Here is a 13,812-nt window from a genome sequence, read left to right as displayed (position 1 = left end):
GTACCGTAGGTTCCTCAGGGCGGAGGAACCATGAACGCCGAGCCGGCAACTCACCATGTGGGCAAGAACGAGACCAAGCTGCGGATCTCCAAGACCCGCGAAGAACTCGAAGACACCATCGAAACGATCCGGGGCCGACTCGACTTCAAAACGCACGGTCTCCGGGTCTGGGCCAGTATTCGCCGCGATGTGCGGGCTACCCCGCGCGCGTACGTGCTGTTTGCCATCGTCGCCGGATCGGTCGGCGTTTTCGTGATCTCTGCCGTGATTCGAGAAAGGATGCATCGTGGCTGAGCAGGCAACCGACAGCGCCAGCGAGCGAGAGGCTACGGCGCCACACCCCGACGATGACCGTAAACCGGACCAGCTGACCGAGATCACGAAACCCTCATGGGGGTACGTGTTCAAGAAGACGCTCCGCGAGTTCAGCGCCGATCAGTGCACCGACCTCGCGGCGGCGCTGACGTACTACGCGGTGCTGGCGATGTTCCCAGCACTGCTCGCAATCGTCTCGCTGCTCGGAATCTTCGGACAGGCCGAGGACACCGTTGATGGTCTACTCGACATCGCTGGCGGATTCATGCCGCCCGATCTGGTCGACACCATCCGAGAGCCGATCGAGGACCTCACCAGATCCCCCGCGGCCGGTCTCGCCTTCTTCACCGGTCTGATCGGCGCGCTCTGGTCGGCGTCCGGTTATGTCGGCGCGTTCAGTCGGGCGATGAACCGGATGTACTCCATCGAGGAGGGTCGCGGATTCCTCAAGCTCCGGCCGTTGCAGATTCTGATCACTGTCATCACGGTCGTGCTGCTCACCATCGCGGCCGTGTTGCTGGTGCTGAGCGGCCCGGTAGCCCAGGCCGTGGGCGATGCGATCGGCATCGGCGAGACGACTCTGGTGATCTGGGAGGTCGCGAAGTGGCCCATCGTCGTCGCCATCGCGGTCGTCCTCGTCGCACTGCTGTACTACGCAGCACCCAACATCAAGCAGCCGAAGTTCCGGTGGATGAGTATCGGCGCGTTCGTGGCGCTTGTCGTGTGGGCGCTGGTCTCGGTCGGCTTCGGCTTCTACGTGACGAACTTCAGCAGTTACAGCAACACGTACGGATCGCTGGCGGGAGTGATCATCTTCCTGCTGTGGATGTGGATCTCGAACCTGGCCCTGCTGTTCGGCGCGGAGCTCGACTCGGAGCTGGAACGCGGCCGCGAGTTGCAGGCCGGAATCGCCGCTGAAGAAACGGTGCAGCTGCCGCCGCGCGACACCAAGCGCAGCGACAAGGCGGCTGAGAAACGGGCCGAGGATGTGCTCAAGGGTCGTGAGCTTCGCAAGGCGCATGAGGGACACGACTACACCGATGACGAGAAAGGCAACCGCGACGACCGTGACCGGTCATCCACTGGAGCCACCCGTGCGCCGTCGGGCAAGGGCTAGACGCCGCGTGCCATCCACTTGCGCAGCAGGTCGATCCGCGCCTGAAGCTGGGTCACACTGGCCTGCTGCACTGCGGGGCCGCCGCAGATCCGCCGGGCTTCGGCGTGAATCATCCCGTGCGGTTGTCCGGAATTCTTCGACCAGATGCCGACCAGGCTGTTGAGCAGGCTGCGCTGCTCCTTGAGGGTGCGGTACAGCGGCGGCGGCGGAGCCTCTTCGGGCGGCAGGGTGCGGCGGCGGTCCTCGACGCGGCGGGACTGGCGAGCGTGCCGCTGCTTCAGCAGTTCGCTCACCTGTTCAGGCTCCAACAGACCGGGAAGCCCGAGGAACTCAAACTCCTCCGGTGTCTCGGGTTCAACCAGCTGCCCGAACTCGTCGCCGTTGAACATGACCTTGTCGAATTGCGCGTCGGATTCGAGGGCCTGCCAGGTGAACTCGTCCTCGAGCGTCGAGGAGGCCTTGTCCTCACGGTTCGCCGCGGCGACCATCGCGTCTTCGGGATTGTAGAAGTCGCCGTCCTCGGGCGATTCCCGGTCCAGGGCGTGGTCGCGTTCCAGCTCCAGCTTGGAGGCCAGCTCCAGCAGGTTCGGCACGCTGGGCAGGAACACGGTCGCGGTTTCGCCGCGGCGGCGGGTGCGCACGAAGCGACCGATCACCTGGGCGAAGAACAGCGGAGTTGACGCGCTTGTCGCGTAGACGCCGACGGCGAGCCGCGGCACGTCGACGCCCTCGGAGACCATCCGGACGGCGACCATCCACCGGTCGGTGCCGGCGGAGAACTCGTCGATCCGGTCGCTGGCCTCCTTGTCGTCGCTGAGGACGACGGTGGGCATCGTCCCGGTGATGTCCTTCAGGATCGAGGCGTACGCCTTCGCGGAGAAGTGGTCGGTCGCGATGACCAGGCCACCGGCATCCGGGACCGTCTGCCGGACCTCGCTCAGCCGCACGTTCGCGGCGCGCAGCACCTGCGGGATCCAGTCACCCTCGGGGTCGAGGGCGGTGCGCCAGGCCTGGGAGGTGACATCCTTGGTGTCGCCCTCGCCGAGCCGGGCGGCCATCTCGTCGCCCATCTTGGTGCGCCAGCGCATGGTGCCGGCGTAGGCCATGAACAGCACCGGACGCACGACGCCATCGGCCAGCGCCCGCCCGTAACCGTAGTTGTAGTCGGTCTGGGACGTGCGGATGCCCTTCTCGTCGCGCAGGTAGCGGACGAACGGGATCGGTGCGGTATCCGAGCGGAAGGGCGTCCCAGTGAGCGACAGGCGGCGTGTCGCCGGTTCGAAGGCCTCGCGGATGGCGTCGCCCCAGCTGAGCGCATCGCCGCCGTGGTGCACCTCGTCGAGGATCACCAGGGTGCGCCCGGATTCGGTCAACTGCTTGTGCAGTCCGGCCCGCACGGCGACCTGGGCGTAGGTGACGGCGACGCCGTGATACTGCCGACTGTGCCAGCCCTGACTGTTCTTGAAGCGTGGGTCGAGCCGGATGCCGACCCGATGTGCGGCGTCGGCCCACTGCTTCTTGAGGTGCTCGGTCGGAGCGACCACGGTGATCCGGTCGATGACCTTGCGGCTGAGCAGTTCGGTGGCGAGACGCAGCGCGAATGTGGTCTTGCCTGCGCCCGGCGTAGCGGCGGCGAGGAAGTCCTTCGGCTCGCGCAAGAAGTACTCGTCGAGAGCCTCTGCCTGCCAGGCGCGGAGCTTGCTCGCGGTGCCCCACGGGGCGCGTCCGGGGAAGCTTGGTGAGAGATGTTCTGCGGCGAAGTTCCCGACCGGGTGCTGCTGCTGAATTGGATCACTCACTCGAAGAGAGTTTAGCCGAGGGGTCACCGCTCGAGTGACGCGACCCGCTCGAGTCCGCCGGCCGCCGCACGAGCGACGCCGGCCGCAGCGCGCCAAGACCGAACCGCTCGCTGACCGCGTCGACGGTGTGCTCCGCCTCGCGCCAGTCCTCGTCGGGATCCCACAGCCCCGGCATCCCGGCATCGCCGACCAGCTGCTCGGCGCGGACACCGACCAGACGGATCCGCGCCCGCTGCTTGCCGAGCGCCTCGTACAGCGCCCGCGCCTCCTCGTAGATCCGCCGGCCCAGATCGGTGGGCTCGCCCAGCGTCTTCGACCGGGTGATCGTGGTGAAGTCACCGAAGCGCAGCTTGAGCGACACCGTGCGCGCAAGCACCCCGTGCCGCCGCAGCCGCACGCCGACCTGGTCGGAGAGGCGCAACAGCTCCCGGCGGATCACATCAGCATCGGTCACGTCGTACTCGAAGGTGACCTCGTGACCGACGCTCTTCTCCTCGCGCTCGGTGCTGACCGACCGAGGGTCCCGCCCCCACGACAGCTCGTGCAGCCGGAGGGCGCCCGCCTCACCGATCGCCGCGCGCAACGAGTCGAGCGGGGTGGTGGCCAGGTCGCCGATGGTTCGCAGGCCAAGCCGGGTCAGGTGCTCGGCGGTCTTGCCGCCGACTCCCCAGAGCGCCGTGATCGGTTGCGGATGAAGAAAGTCGATGGTTTCGGATGCCGGGATCACGAGCAGCCCGTTGGGCTTGCTCCGCCCCGACGCGAGCTTGGCGACATACTTAGTGGCCGCGGCTCCCACTGAGCAGACCAGTCCGGTCTCGGCGTGCACGCGCCGGCGCAACTCGGTGCCGATCTGGTAGGAACCGCCGAATAGCGCGCGGGCCCCGGACACGTCGAAGAACGCCTCATCGATCGACAGCGGTTCCACCAGCGGCGTGAACTGCTCGATGATGCCGAACACCTGTTTCGAGTAGTGCGTGTAGCGCTCGAAGTGCGGTTCCAGCACGATTGCCTGCGGGCACTTGCGCAGCGCGATCGACATCGGCATTGCCGAGTTCACCCCGTAGCGCCGCGCCTCATAGGTGGCGGCTGTGACGACCGACCGCGCCCCGCGATGCCCGACGATGACTGGTTTGCCCTTCAACTCCGGGCGAGTGAGCAGCTCCACCGACGCGAAGAAGGCGTCGAGGTCGACGTGCATGATCGTCGCCGTGCGATCGTCGAGCGGGCCCTCGGTGACCAGGCGTCCCGATCCGTCTTGCTTGCCCACCCTGCAATTCTGTCAGCGACCACTGACACCGCGGGGATCCGAGCCCCGACACAGCACTGCGGGTGTCAGCTTCGCGCCGACACCCGCAGGGGCTTAGGGAGAGTGGGAGGAATCTCAGGTCGTGGTGCTCCGGCGCGTCATCATGCCGTAAATGAGCAGCACAATGATCGAGCCTGCGATCGCCAACAGCCAGGTTCCAAGGTCGAAGAACTCGGTCAGCCCGCGGCCGAAGATCAGGCCGCCGATCAGACCACCGAGGAGGGCTCCGACCACTCCGAGAAGCAGGGTGATGAACCACCCGCCACCCTGACGGCCGGGGAGGATCAGCTTGGCGATTGCCCCCGCGATCAGGCCCAAAATCAAAAATCCGAAGAATCCCATCAGGTCCTCCTACATGTTCGATTGTGTGCGGCGCCGAGTCGGCTCCGTGTCATCACAGCATGGCACTCCCCCGTTCGGGGGGCAAGAAACTTGCGTGGCGTGTCGCTCAGGCGCCGTCGGGATGGCACGCTGGAGGGATGGCACAGCAGCACCCCTGGTCGCGATATGTCGCGATTGGCGATTCGTTCACCGAAGGCATCGGCGACCCCGAGCCTCGGAGCCCCGGCGGCCACCGCGGATGGGCAGACCGAGTCGCCGAGGTCCTGGGCGAAACAGCCCCCGATTTCGCGTACGCCAACCTCGCCATCCGGGGCCGGCTGTTGCAGCAGGTCATTGATCAGCAAGTGAAACCGGCGCTGCTGCTGCGTCCCGATCTGATCACCGTGTCCGCGGGCGGCAACGACATCATTCGCCCCGGTACCGACCCCGACGAGGTCGCCAGCCGCGTTGAAGGTCTCGTCAAAACCCTCAGGTCGGACCTCGCCACGGTCGTACTGTTCACCGGGCCAGATATAGGCATGACACCGGTGCTCGGCCGGATCCGCGGCAAGGTGGCGATCTACAACGAGAACCTGCACGCCATCGCGCTTCGGCATGACGCAATCATTGCCGACATGTGGGCGCTGCGAGAGCTGAAGGATCCGCGGATGTGGGCGCCGGACCGGTTGCACTTCTCGCCTACCGGCCACCACACGATCGCACGCATGGTCCTCGATTCGCTCGGCGTCGAGCACAACCTGGAACCCTTCGCGCCCGAGCCGTTGCCCCGCGCGTCCTGGCGGCAGGCGCGCGTCGAGGACCTCGGTTGGGCGCGTGAGCACCTGGTGCCATGGGTGATCCGCCGCATACGCCACCAATCCTCGGGCGACAACGTGCTGGCGAAACGGCCCGATGCGGGATCGGTCCGACTCGACGACGATTGAGCCGTCAGAACCAGCCGCCCCAGAAGAATCCGGTTCACCTATTGACACGCGAAAAGCTGTCGGTTTACGCTCGCCGGGAATACGTCGTATCTGCGATGCACAGCCCGCTGCTGCGGTCGTCTCACTCGACGCGGCAAGCTCGCGCGAGGCAGCCACCCGGTAGCCCGTCGGAGACGGGCGGGCGCACCACATCGAACCCGGCAACGGGTCGAGTGAACGGCCCGCGCCTCCGCCGAAGGCCGCCCATGAACGTCGCACGGGCACCGTTCCCCGCCGCCGTCATCGCCATCCCGTTGCTGCTGCTCACAGCATGTTCGACCACGGCGCCAGCCGACCAAACGGGCACCGGGCAACCGCCCGCATCCGAGGCTCCCCCGTCCGACAACCCGTCGCAGACTTCCGATCCTTCGGATGACACGCCATCGAGCGCCACGGACGAGCCCGCGAGCCCTGACGACTCCGTCGAGTCGGGAGGTCTCGGCTACTCCGATTCCGAGGGCCTCGGCGACCAGCCTGAGAGTGGCTTGGAGGGCGCAACCGAGGGGTTCACAGACCCGTTACCTGCTCCGGATGAGCTGCCAGGCATGCACTCGCCCGATGTGCTCCCCACTCAGGAGCAGTCAGTGATCACATACCAACAGCCAAACCGACTGCTCTGCGCTTTCGACACGGTGATCATCAACGCACCCATCAACGTTCCGCTCAGCGGACACATCCTGTGGGCGGCGAGCATCGAAACACTGAGCCCGCGGACGCAACTCTGGGAGACAGTGTGGAGGAGTGCGTATCACAGCAACATCGCCGATTCGACGTATTTCACACCAGCTCCCTGGGCCGACCCGGACGGGAATCACCTGACCACCGTCAGCACCGCTGTCTCCGTCGGATTCGAGCCGATCACCGTTCGGGTGCTGAACCGTTTCTGGGGCTGGGACTCCCAACTGGAACAGTGGTTCGAGGTGACAGCGTTCTACTCGACAGTCGATGGACATCCTGATTCCGCCAGCACCTGTTTCGTGGAGCGCAGGCCCTGAATTCGCTCCTGCTGGCGCAGCCGATCAGTTGAACACTGAACGTCTAGAGCAGCGCGACCGGGTTGGTCAGTCGCCACCAGGCGCCCGGGTCCGAGACATCCGAATCCAGCACCAACGGAATCTCGATCGAGCGGTCGCCGACCACAAACGTGGCGGTGCCGGCCTCTTCACCCGCGGTTCCGGTGCTGACCGGTCGGCCGCTGACCAGCACTGACACCGGGGTGTTCCCCCAGACGACGACGGACTCGGGATGCGCGGTCACCAGCTGTGCGGATGCCCCCCACTCCGTCTCGTATGACGCCATCACCGCGCCGGCTTCGGCGAGAGTGATTTCGGCGAACCCGGCGGTGGCGGTGCTCAGCAGGTAGGCGACATCCTGCTCAAGGCGGAACTCGCCCGGCGCGCCCAGCACAACCCCGTACAGCGTGATCGACGTTTCGCCAACGGTGTGCACCGCGCTGAACAGCAGGTTGTGCCCGAACGCGCGCAGGGTGCCGGTCTTCAGGCCGGTCACGCCGCCCTCGCCGAGCAACGGGTTGCTGTTCTCCAGCACGCCGATGTCGTGCATCTGCACCGCGGCGGTCGAGGTGATCTCGGCGACGAGCGGATTCTCGAGCGCAAGCCGCGCCAGGGTGATCAGATCGCTCGCCGTCGCTGTGTTCTCAAGCGAAATGCCCGTGGAATCGACAATCGTCACCGAGGTGAACCCGTTCGCGGCCAACCACTCCCGGGCGCTCTGCAGGAAAGCGTCCTGCGACCCGAACGCCCAGTTCACCAGCGTCTCGGTGTAGTTGTTCGCCGACTCGATCAGGGTCAACTGCAGCAGTTCGTACTGGCTGAAGCTGAGCCCGGCCCGCACGGACTTCACCGAGCCGTTCACGGCGAGGTAGGCGTTGTAGGTGGCCACATCCTCGGCGGTGGTCTTGATGCTCGGCCCCGACTCACCGAGGGCGAGCGGATGCTTCTCCAGCACGACCAGCGAGGTGATGACCTTGGTGATGCTCGCCATCGGCACGGCCTCTTCGGTTCCGCCATGTGCCAGCACGCCGAAGCCCTCGGCGGCGATCGCGCTCGCGCCGTACTGCGGAACGCCCACCTCGACCGCAGCCGGCGCCTCGACCGTGTACGGCTGCACGACGGCCGTCGCCGACTCCAGCGGAGCCAACAGCGTCATCGGCAGGTAGATCAACAGGCCGGTGACGACACCCGTCGTGCCGAATACGGCAGCCCGGCGGCGACGGTAAATCTGTTGACGGGTTAGCGGCACTGGTTCAGTGTACGAGAGCGGGGTATCCTCGCGCCTCAGGCACGCACCGCGGTTCGCAACGACCACAGCGCGACGGCACTGGCGGAGGCGACATTCAGCGAATCCACGCCGTGCAGCATCGGGATGGTCACCACTTTGTCTGCCCCGGCGAGGGCGGAGTGGGTGAGCCCGTCTCCCTCCGAGCCGAGCAGCACCGCCACCCGGTCGGGAGCGGATGCCGCGTACTCGTCAAGTGGCACCGCATCGTCGGCCAGGGCGAGCGCGGCGATCTCGAAACCGGCGGCGTGCAGCTCGTCTGCCGCCTCCGGCCACTCCGGCATCCGCGTCCACGGCACCTGGAGGACGGTGCCCATGCTCACCCGCACGCTGCGGCGGTACAGCGGGTCGGCGCAGCGCGGGCTGATCAGCACCGCGTCGGCACCGAGTCCCGCGACACTGCGGAAGATCGCACCCACATTGGTGTGATCGACAATGTCCTCAAGCACGACCACCCTGCGGGCATCGCGCAACAGCTCAGCCACCGGCAGCAGCGGCGGCCGGTGCATCGCGGCGAGGGCACCCCGGTGCAGGTTGAACCCGATCAGCTGCTCGAGCAGCTCGGGTTCGGCCATGTACACCGGCACGTCGTAGCCCTCGAGGAATGGCGCTACATCGGCCAGCCACTTGTCCTGCAGCAGCACCGAGCGGGGCTGATGCCCGGCGGCCAGGGCACGCTGGATCACCTTCGTGGACTCGGCAATGTAGAGCCCGCCCTCAGGCTCGGAGACGCGGCGGAGCGCGACATCCGTCAGCCTCGCGTAATCGCTGAGCCCCTCATGGTCGAGGTGATCGACCTGCACGATTCGCACACTGCCTCCAATTCGGCCCGCGGAATAATCCCTCGGGCGGCGGTGTCTATTCTGGCAACAGTGCAACTGGCGACAGTGCAACTATCGAAGGGCACCCGGTGATCACCATCCACGAGCACGAGCTCGACGCTCAAGCGGACGCGGCCGCCGGGTTGCTCTCCGGCGGAACGGTCGCGGTGCTCACCGGTGCCGGGGTCAGCACGGATTCCGGGATCCCCGACTACCGCGGCGAAGGCGCCCAGCCGCGGGCGCCGATGACCTTTCAGCAGTTCCTCGCCGACGAGCGCTACCGCAAGCGGTACTGGGCAGGCAGCCACGTCGGATGGAAGCGGTTCTCCAGCGTGCACCCGAACGCCGGGCACATCGCCCTGGCCGACCTGGAGCGCTCCGGGGTGGTGAACGGGGTGGTCACCCAGAACGTGGACGGACTGCATCTCGAGGCCGGCTCGCGGCGAGTGGTCGACCTGCACGGCACGATGGACCGGGTGCGGTGCCTGGACTGCGGCCAGATCTTCGCGCGTGAGGATGTCGCGGCCCGGCTCGCGGACATGAATCCCTGGCTGGAGGCTCCGGATGCCGTGCGCCTGGCTCCCGACGGGGATGTCGACGTCGACGACATCGACAGCTTCCAGATCCCGGAATGCACGGTCTGCGGAGGAACCCTGAAACCTCAGGTGGTGTTCTTCGGCGAGCTGGTGCCGGCCGAGAAGTTCACCGAAGCACGGTCGCTGATCGTTGCCGCTGACGCATTGGTGATCGCCGGTTCCTCGCTGGTGGTCAACTCGGGCATCCGCCTGCTCGAGCAGGCGCGCAAACGGCACATGCCGATCGTCATCATCAACCGCGGGGCGACCAAGGGCGACGGTCGATCGGTGCTCAAGATCGATGCGGGCACCACCGAGATCCTGACCCGGCTGCGCGACCGGCTGGTTTAGGCGGGAGTAACCCGGTCGGTCGAACCGGTCGCGCTTGCGGTCGCGGTCGCGGTCGCAGGGCGAAACCATGCGACCGTGCCTGTTTGGTACATGGGTGCCTGTCCGAGCAGGCACATACGTACCGACCAGGCACAAACGCGGGACGCCCTGCCCGCTCCGCCGCGACGACGGGCCCGCTACGAGCCGGCGAACCGACGCAGCAGGTCGTACAGCACTGCGGCCGAGCGGTCCCAGTCGAACCGGCCGGCTTGCTCGTGGGCCAGTGCCGAGCGCCGGCTCCACTCGGCGGAATCCTCCAAGGCACGCACCGCGGCCGCGGCATCCTCGGCGCTGTCCGGCCGGAAGAACCCGGCCGCCTCTCCCCCGATCTCGGTGAAGATGGGGATGTCGCTGACCACGATCGGGGTGCCATGAGCCATCGCCTCGACCAGCGGGATGCCGAAGCCTTCGTCGCGGGACGCGTGCACCAGCGCGAACGCCCCGCGCAGCAGGTCGTGGTACTCCTCATCGGAGACTCCGCCGTGGAAGACCAGCGAACCCGCGGGGGCCAGAGCTCCGAGCCTGGCCCGGTCGGCATCCGAGGCGCGACTGAGTAGGTGCAGCCGGTAGCCGGGCAGGTGCTGCATCGCCAGAGCCAGCGTCTCGACGTTCTTGTAAGGCATGAACGAGCCCATGTACAGGAGGTCGCGCTCGGCGGGCTGCTCTCGGCGGACCGCCGGCACCGGGTCGGCGGCGTTGTAGACCACGGTGACATCGCGCTTGGTGAGGCGGTGTCGTCGGATGAGCTCCTTGGTGGTCTGCGAGACGGTGACCACCGCGTCCGCCCGGTTCAGTAGGAACCGCTGCGGCCACCAGCTGAGGTGGTAGAGCCGCCAGAGCACCCGCACCGGCCAGGGCAGGTTCCGCGGCGGGGTCGGATGCGAGTAGTAGATGAGATCGTGGATGGTGTTCACGAACCGATACTGGCGACCGAAGGACCCCATGGTCTGCATCGGTGTGAACACCACATCGGGTTTCAGGGGGTTCACCTGCCGGGCGAGGAACGGCTCGTGGATGCTGGTCGGCGCCGAGACGCGGTGCCACGGGGCATCCGGCAGCATTTCCAGCTGGCGCTCGTCGCTGATCAGCATGGTCACCGGGTGCAGCTTGAGCAACGCGGTGACGATGCCGGCGGTGTACCGGCTGATCCCGTCATGCTGGCCGAGGCGGATGTAGCGGCAGTCGATGACGATCCTCACGAGCGAGCCGTCTCGGCGAGGAAGGCGCGGATCGCGTCGGCAGCCGGCTGCGGCGTTTCGTAGTGGATGAGGTGCCCAACCTTGGGGATGACGACCAACTCGGCCCGATCGAACAGCGTCTGCAGGCGGTGCTGGGCGGCGACCGGCGTGATCTGGTCCTCGTCCGCGGCGATCAGCAGTACGGGTGCGCTGATCTGCGGGGCGAAATGGCTGGCATCCGAACTCACCGACGCCTGGAACGCTTCGAGCACGACTCGGCGGTCGCTGAACGCGCTGAAGTAACGGTCGTGCTGGTCATGAATGAATCGGCGCAGGCTCTTCTGCCTGGTCTTCGCCATGGCAATGCTCATCACCCGCACGATCAGCTTGTTGCGCAGCAGTGCGAAGCCGATCCGCTCGGGCAGTCTCGCCGCCGCCCAGTAATAGAACACGGCGAGCCGGGTGAGGATGCCGCTTGGTCCCTGCAGCGCGGGGGCGGCGATCGGATTGATCAGGATCAGGCGGGGGGCGGGGAGCCCGGTCGCCGCGGCGCCGGCGACAACGATCGAACCGAACGAATGGCCGAGCACCACAGCGTCGGCAAGGCCCAGGGTCGCGACGAACGCGCGCAGCCAGCGCCCGTAACCGGGAATGTCGTGCCGCATGTTCAGCGGCTCGGACTGGCCGAAGCCGGGCAGGTCAGGCGAGATCACCCGCACAGTGCCGTTGCACAGGTGCGCGATGACCGGTTCGAGCCCATGGTGGTCGCCACGGAAGCCGTGCACGACGACGACCGTGGTGGCGGCATCGGTTGGCCCGTACTCCCAATACCGCGTGATGCTGCCGAGTACCGGCACGGAACGCTCCGTTGTGGGGATGGCGTCGAGCCGTTCGGCGTATGGGGATGCTGCGGACATTGCGCCTAAGTCTAGACTTCCTCCCCTTCACGGCCTCCGTGGCCGACCATAGACTCGAACGGTGACTTTCACCGCACCAATCACCCTGCCCGGCCTAGCTCTCGACCCGCAGTGGCACCGAAGGGCGGTGTTCTACCAGGTGATGGTCAGGTCCTTCGTCGATAGCAACGGCGACGGAACCGGCGACCTGAGCGGCCTGATCTCCAAGCTGGATTACCTGCAGTGGCTGGGCGTCGATGCGCTGTGGATTCCGCCGATCTTCCAGTCGCCGCTGCGTGACGGTGGCTATGACGTCGCCGATTACAAGGCGATCCTGCCCGAGTTCGGCACGCAGGACGAGTTCCGCGACCTGGTCACCAAGGCGCACGAGCGGAACATGCGCGTGATCATCGACCTCGTGCTCAACCACACGTCGGACCAGCACGAGTGGTTCCAGCAGTCGCGCAGCGACCCGGACGGACCATACGGCGACTTCTACGTCTGGAGTGACACCGACGAGAAGTACGAGAACGTGCGGATCATCTTCACCGACTACGAGGACTCGAACTGGGCCTTCGACTCGGAGCGTCGCCAGTTCTACTTCCACCGGTTCTTCTCGCACCAGCCCGACCTGAATTTCGACAACCCGGCCGTGCACGAGGCCATCTTCGACGTGGTGCGCCACTGGATGGACATGGGCGTCGACGGCTTTCGGCTGGATGCTGTGCCGTACCTGTACGAGTCCGAGGAGGGCAACGGCGAGAGCGAGCCGCCCACGCACGAGTTCCTCAAGTCGTTGCGGGCAATGATCGACCGGGAATACCCGGGCCGGATCATGATCGCCGAGGCGAACCAGTGGCCGCGCGAGGTCTCGGCGTTCTTCGGCACCGAGGAGGAGCCGGAGTGCCACATGGCCTTCGACTTCCCGGTGATGCCGCGCATCTTCTACTCGCTGCGCTCGCAGAAAGCCGACGAGTTGGTGCGGGTGCTGTCGGAGACCACCGAGGTGCCCGAAGGGTCGGCGTGGGGTGTGTTCCTGCGCAACCACGACGAGCTCACCCTGGAGATGGTCAGCGAGGAGTACCGGCAGGCGATGTATGGCTGGTACGCCTACGACCCGCGGATGCGTGTCAATGTCGGCATCCGTCGCCGTCTCGCTCCCCTTCTGGACAACTCCCGGGCCGAGCTGGAGCTTGCCCATGCGCTGCTGTTCTCGCTGCCGGGCAGCCCGTTTCTCTACTACGGCGACGAGATCGGCATGGGCGACAACATCTGGCTGCCTGACCGTGACTCGTCGCGCACCCCGATGCAGTGGACGCCCGACCGCAACGCCGGTTTCTCGACCGCCGACCCGGGCAAGGTATATCTGCCGGTCGTTCAGTCGCTCGTCTACAACTACGGCCACATCAACGTCGAGTCGCAGCTGGCGCAGTCCCGGTCGCTGCTGCACTGGATTCGGAACGTGATCCACGTGCGTAAGGCGCACCCCACCTTCGGCCTCGGCAGCATCAATGTGCTGCGCACCAACCACGAATCGGTGCTCGCCTTCGTGCGCGAGTACGAGGGCTCAGGCAGCCAGTTCGGTGACGCGCCGGAGCGGATCCTTTGCGTGTTCAGCTTCGCCCACAACCCGATCACGGTGCAGATCGAAGCGGTCGACTATGCCGGCGCGAACACCTTCGACCTGTTCGGCGGCAGCCAGTTCCCCACCATCGACGACGATGGGGTGCTCACACTCAGCCTCGGCACGCAGAGTTTTTACTGGTTGCACGTGGGGGATCCCAGATTTGCCGGTGGTCGCCTGTAGCTTCAC

At 66.4% G+C, this 13,812-nt stretch carries 13 protein-coding genes; 6 read left to right on the top strand and 7 right to left on the bottom strand.

Features of this window, described 5'->3' with window-relative positions; genetic code table 11:
* The first annotated feature begins 30 nt into the window (after positions 1 to 30).
* Together GO591_RS07100 and GO591_RS07095 are read left to right on the top strand one after the other, a co-directional pair.
* Positions 31 to 294 (top strand): hypothetical protein, encoded by a 264-nt coding sequence (locus GO591_RS07100; protein ID WP_157156178.1) that lies wholly within the window; start codon positions 31 to 33, stop codon positions 292 to 294.
* On the top strand, positions 287 to 1,432 hold the full coding sequence (locus tag GO591_RS07095) for a YihY/virulence factor BrkB family protein (protein ID WP_198295582.1): 1,146 nt from the start codon (positions 287 to 289) through the stop codon (positions 1,430 to 1,432). Before GO591_RS07100 ends, GO591_RS07095 begins: the two co-directional genes overlap by 8 nt.
* On the opposite strand, the gene GO591_RS07090 is transcribed toward GO591_RS07095, so the two are convergent.
* The 3 genes from GO591_RS07090 to GO591_RS07080 all read right to left on the bottom strand — a co-directional run bounded on the left by GO591_RS07090 (position 1,429) and on the right by GO591_RS07080 (position 4,879).
* On the bottom strand, positions 1,429 to 3,231 hold the full coding sequence (locus GO591_RS07090) for a DEAD/DEAH box helicase (protein WP_157156177.1): 1,803 nt from the start codon (positions 3,229 to 3,231) through the stop codon (positions 1,429 to 1,431). The genes GO591_RS07095 and GO591_RS07090 overlap by 4 nt on opposite strands.
* Entirely contained in the window at positions 3,224 to 4,498 is a 1,275-nt protein-coding gene (dinB, locus tag GO591_RS07085; RefSeq protein WP_157156176.1) for a DNA polymerase IV, read from the bottom strand. The genes GO591_RS07090 and dinB overlap by 8 nt, the downstream gene beginning before the upstream one ends.
* Before the next feature lie 114 nt (positions 4,499 to 4,612).
* Complete coding sequence (locus GO591_RS07080; protein ID WP_157156175.1) at positions 4,613 to 4,879, bottom strand: GlsB/YeaQ/YmgE family stress response membrane protein; 267 nt, start codon at positions 4,877 to 4,879, stop codon at positions 4,613 to 4,615.
* Positions 4,880 to 5,016: 137 nt separating this feature from the next.
* Here GO591_RS07080 and GO591_RS07075 point away from each other — a divergent pair, with 137 nt between their 5' ends.
* Together GO591_RS07075 and GO591_RS07070 are read left to right on the top strand one after the other, a co-directional pair.
* Positions 5,017 to 5,802 (top strand): SGNH/GDSL hydrolase family protein, encoded by a 786-nt coding sequence (locus tag GO591_RS07075; RefSeq protein ID WP_157156174.1) that lies wholly within the window; start codon positions 5,017 to 5,019, stop codon positions 5,800 to 5,802.
* 245 nt (positions 5,803 to 6,047) lie between these two features.
* Positions 6,048 to 6,836, top strand: a complete 789-nt coding sequence (locus tag GO591_RS07070) for an ICP22 family protein (protein WP_157156173.1) — start codon at positions 6,048 to 6,050, stop codon at positions 6,834 to 6,836.
* Positions 6,837 to 6,879: 43 nt separating this feature from the next.
* Here the strand turns inward: GO591_RS07070 and GO591_RS07065 are convergent, their stop codons facing one another.
* The gene (locus GO591_RS07065) at positions 6,880 to 8,103 is read right to left on the bottom strand and encodes a D-alanyl-D-alanine carboxypeptidase family protein (RefSeq protein ID WP_157156172.1); all 1,224 of its coding nucleotides are present in this window, start codon (positions 8,101 to 8,103) and stop codon (positions 6,880 to 6,882) included.
* Positions 8,104 to 8,138: 35 nt separating this feature from the next.
* Entirely contained in the window at positions 8,139 to 8,951 is an 813-nt protein-coding gene (locus GO591_RS07060; RefSeq protein WP_157156171.1) for a TrmH family RNA methyltransferase, read from the bottom strand.
* A 98-nt stretch (positions 8,952 to 9,049) separates the two neighbouring features.
* Between GO591_RS07060 and GO591_RS07055 the strand changes: the two genes are divergently transcribed.
* Positions 9,050 to 9,886, top strand: coding sequence for a Sir2 family NAD-dependent protein deacetylase (locus tag GO591_RS07055; protein ID WP_370455342.1), 837 nt, complete (start codon positions 9,050 to 9,052; stop codon positions 9,884 to 9,886).
* Positions 9,887 to 10,062: 176 nt separating this feature from the next.
* Here GO591_RS07055 and GO591_RS07050 read toward each other — a convergent pair whose 3' ends face one another.
* Together GO591_RS07050 and GO591_RS07045 are read right to left on the bottom strand one after the other, a co-directional pair.
* A complete protein-coding gene (locus GO591_RS07050) occupies positions 10,063 to 11,124 on the bottom strand; it encodes a glycosyltransferase family 4 protein (protein WP_157156170.1) in 1,062 nt (353 codons plus the stop codon).
* The gene (locus GO591_RS07045) at positions 11,121 to 12,020 is read right to left on the bottom strand and encodes an alpha/beta fold hydrolase (protein WP_157156169.1); all 900 of its coding nucleotides are present in this window, start codon (positions 12,018 to 12,020) and stop codon (positions 11,121 to 11,123) included. The genes GO591_RS07050 and GO591_RS07045 overlap by 4 nt, the downstream gene beginning before the upstream one ends.
* Positions 12,021 to 12,081: 61 nt before the next feature.
* Between GO591_RS07045 and treS the strand changes: the two genes are divergently transcribed.
* Positions 12,082 to 13,806 (top strand): maltose alpha-D-glucosyltransferase, encoded by a 1,725-nt coding sequence (gene treS, locus GO591_RS07040; protein ID WP_157156168.1) that lies wholly within the window; start codon positions 12,082 to 12,084, stop codon positions 13,804 to 13,806.
* Positions 13,807 to 13,812: the final 6 nt, after the last annotated feature.

The organism is Diaminobutyricimonas sp. LJ205 (genome assembly GCF_009755725.1).
Lineage (GTDB): Bacteria > Actinomycetota > Actinomycetes > Actinomycetales > Microbacteriaceae > Ruicaihuangia.
This window is presented reverse-complemented; position numbering and strand designations above follow the sequence as displayed.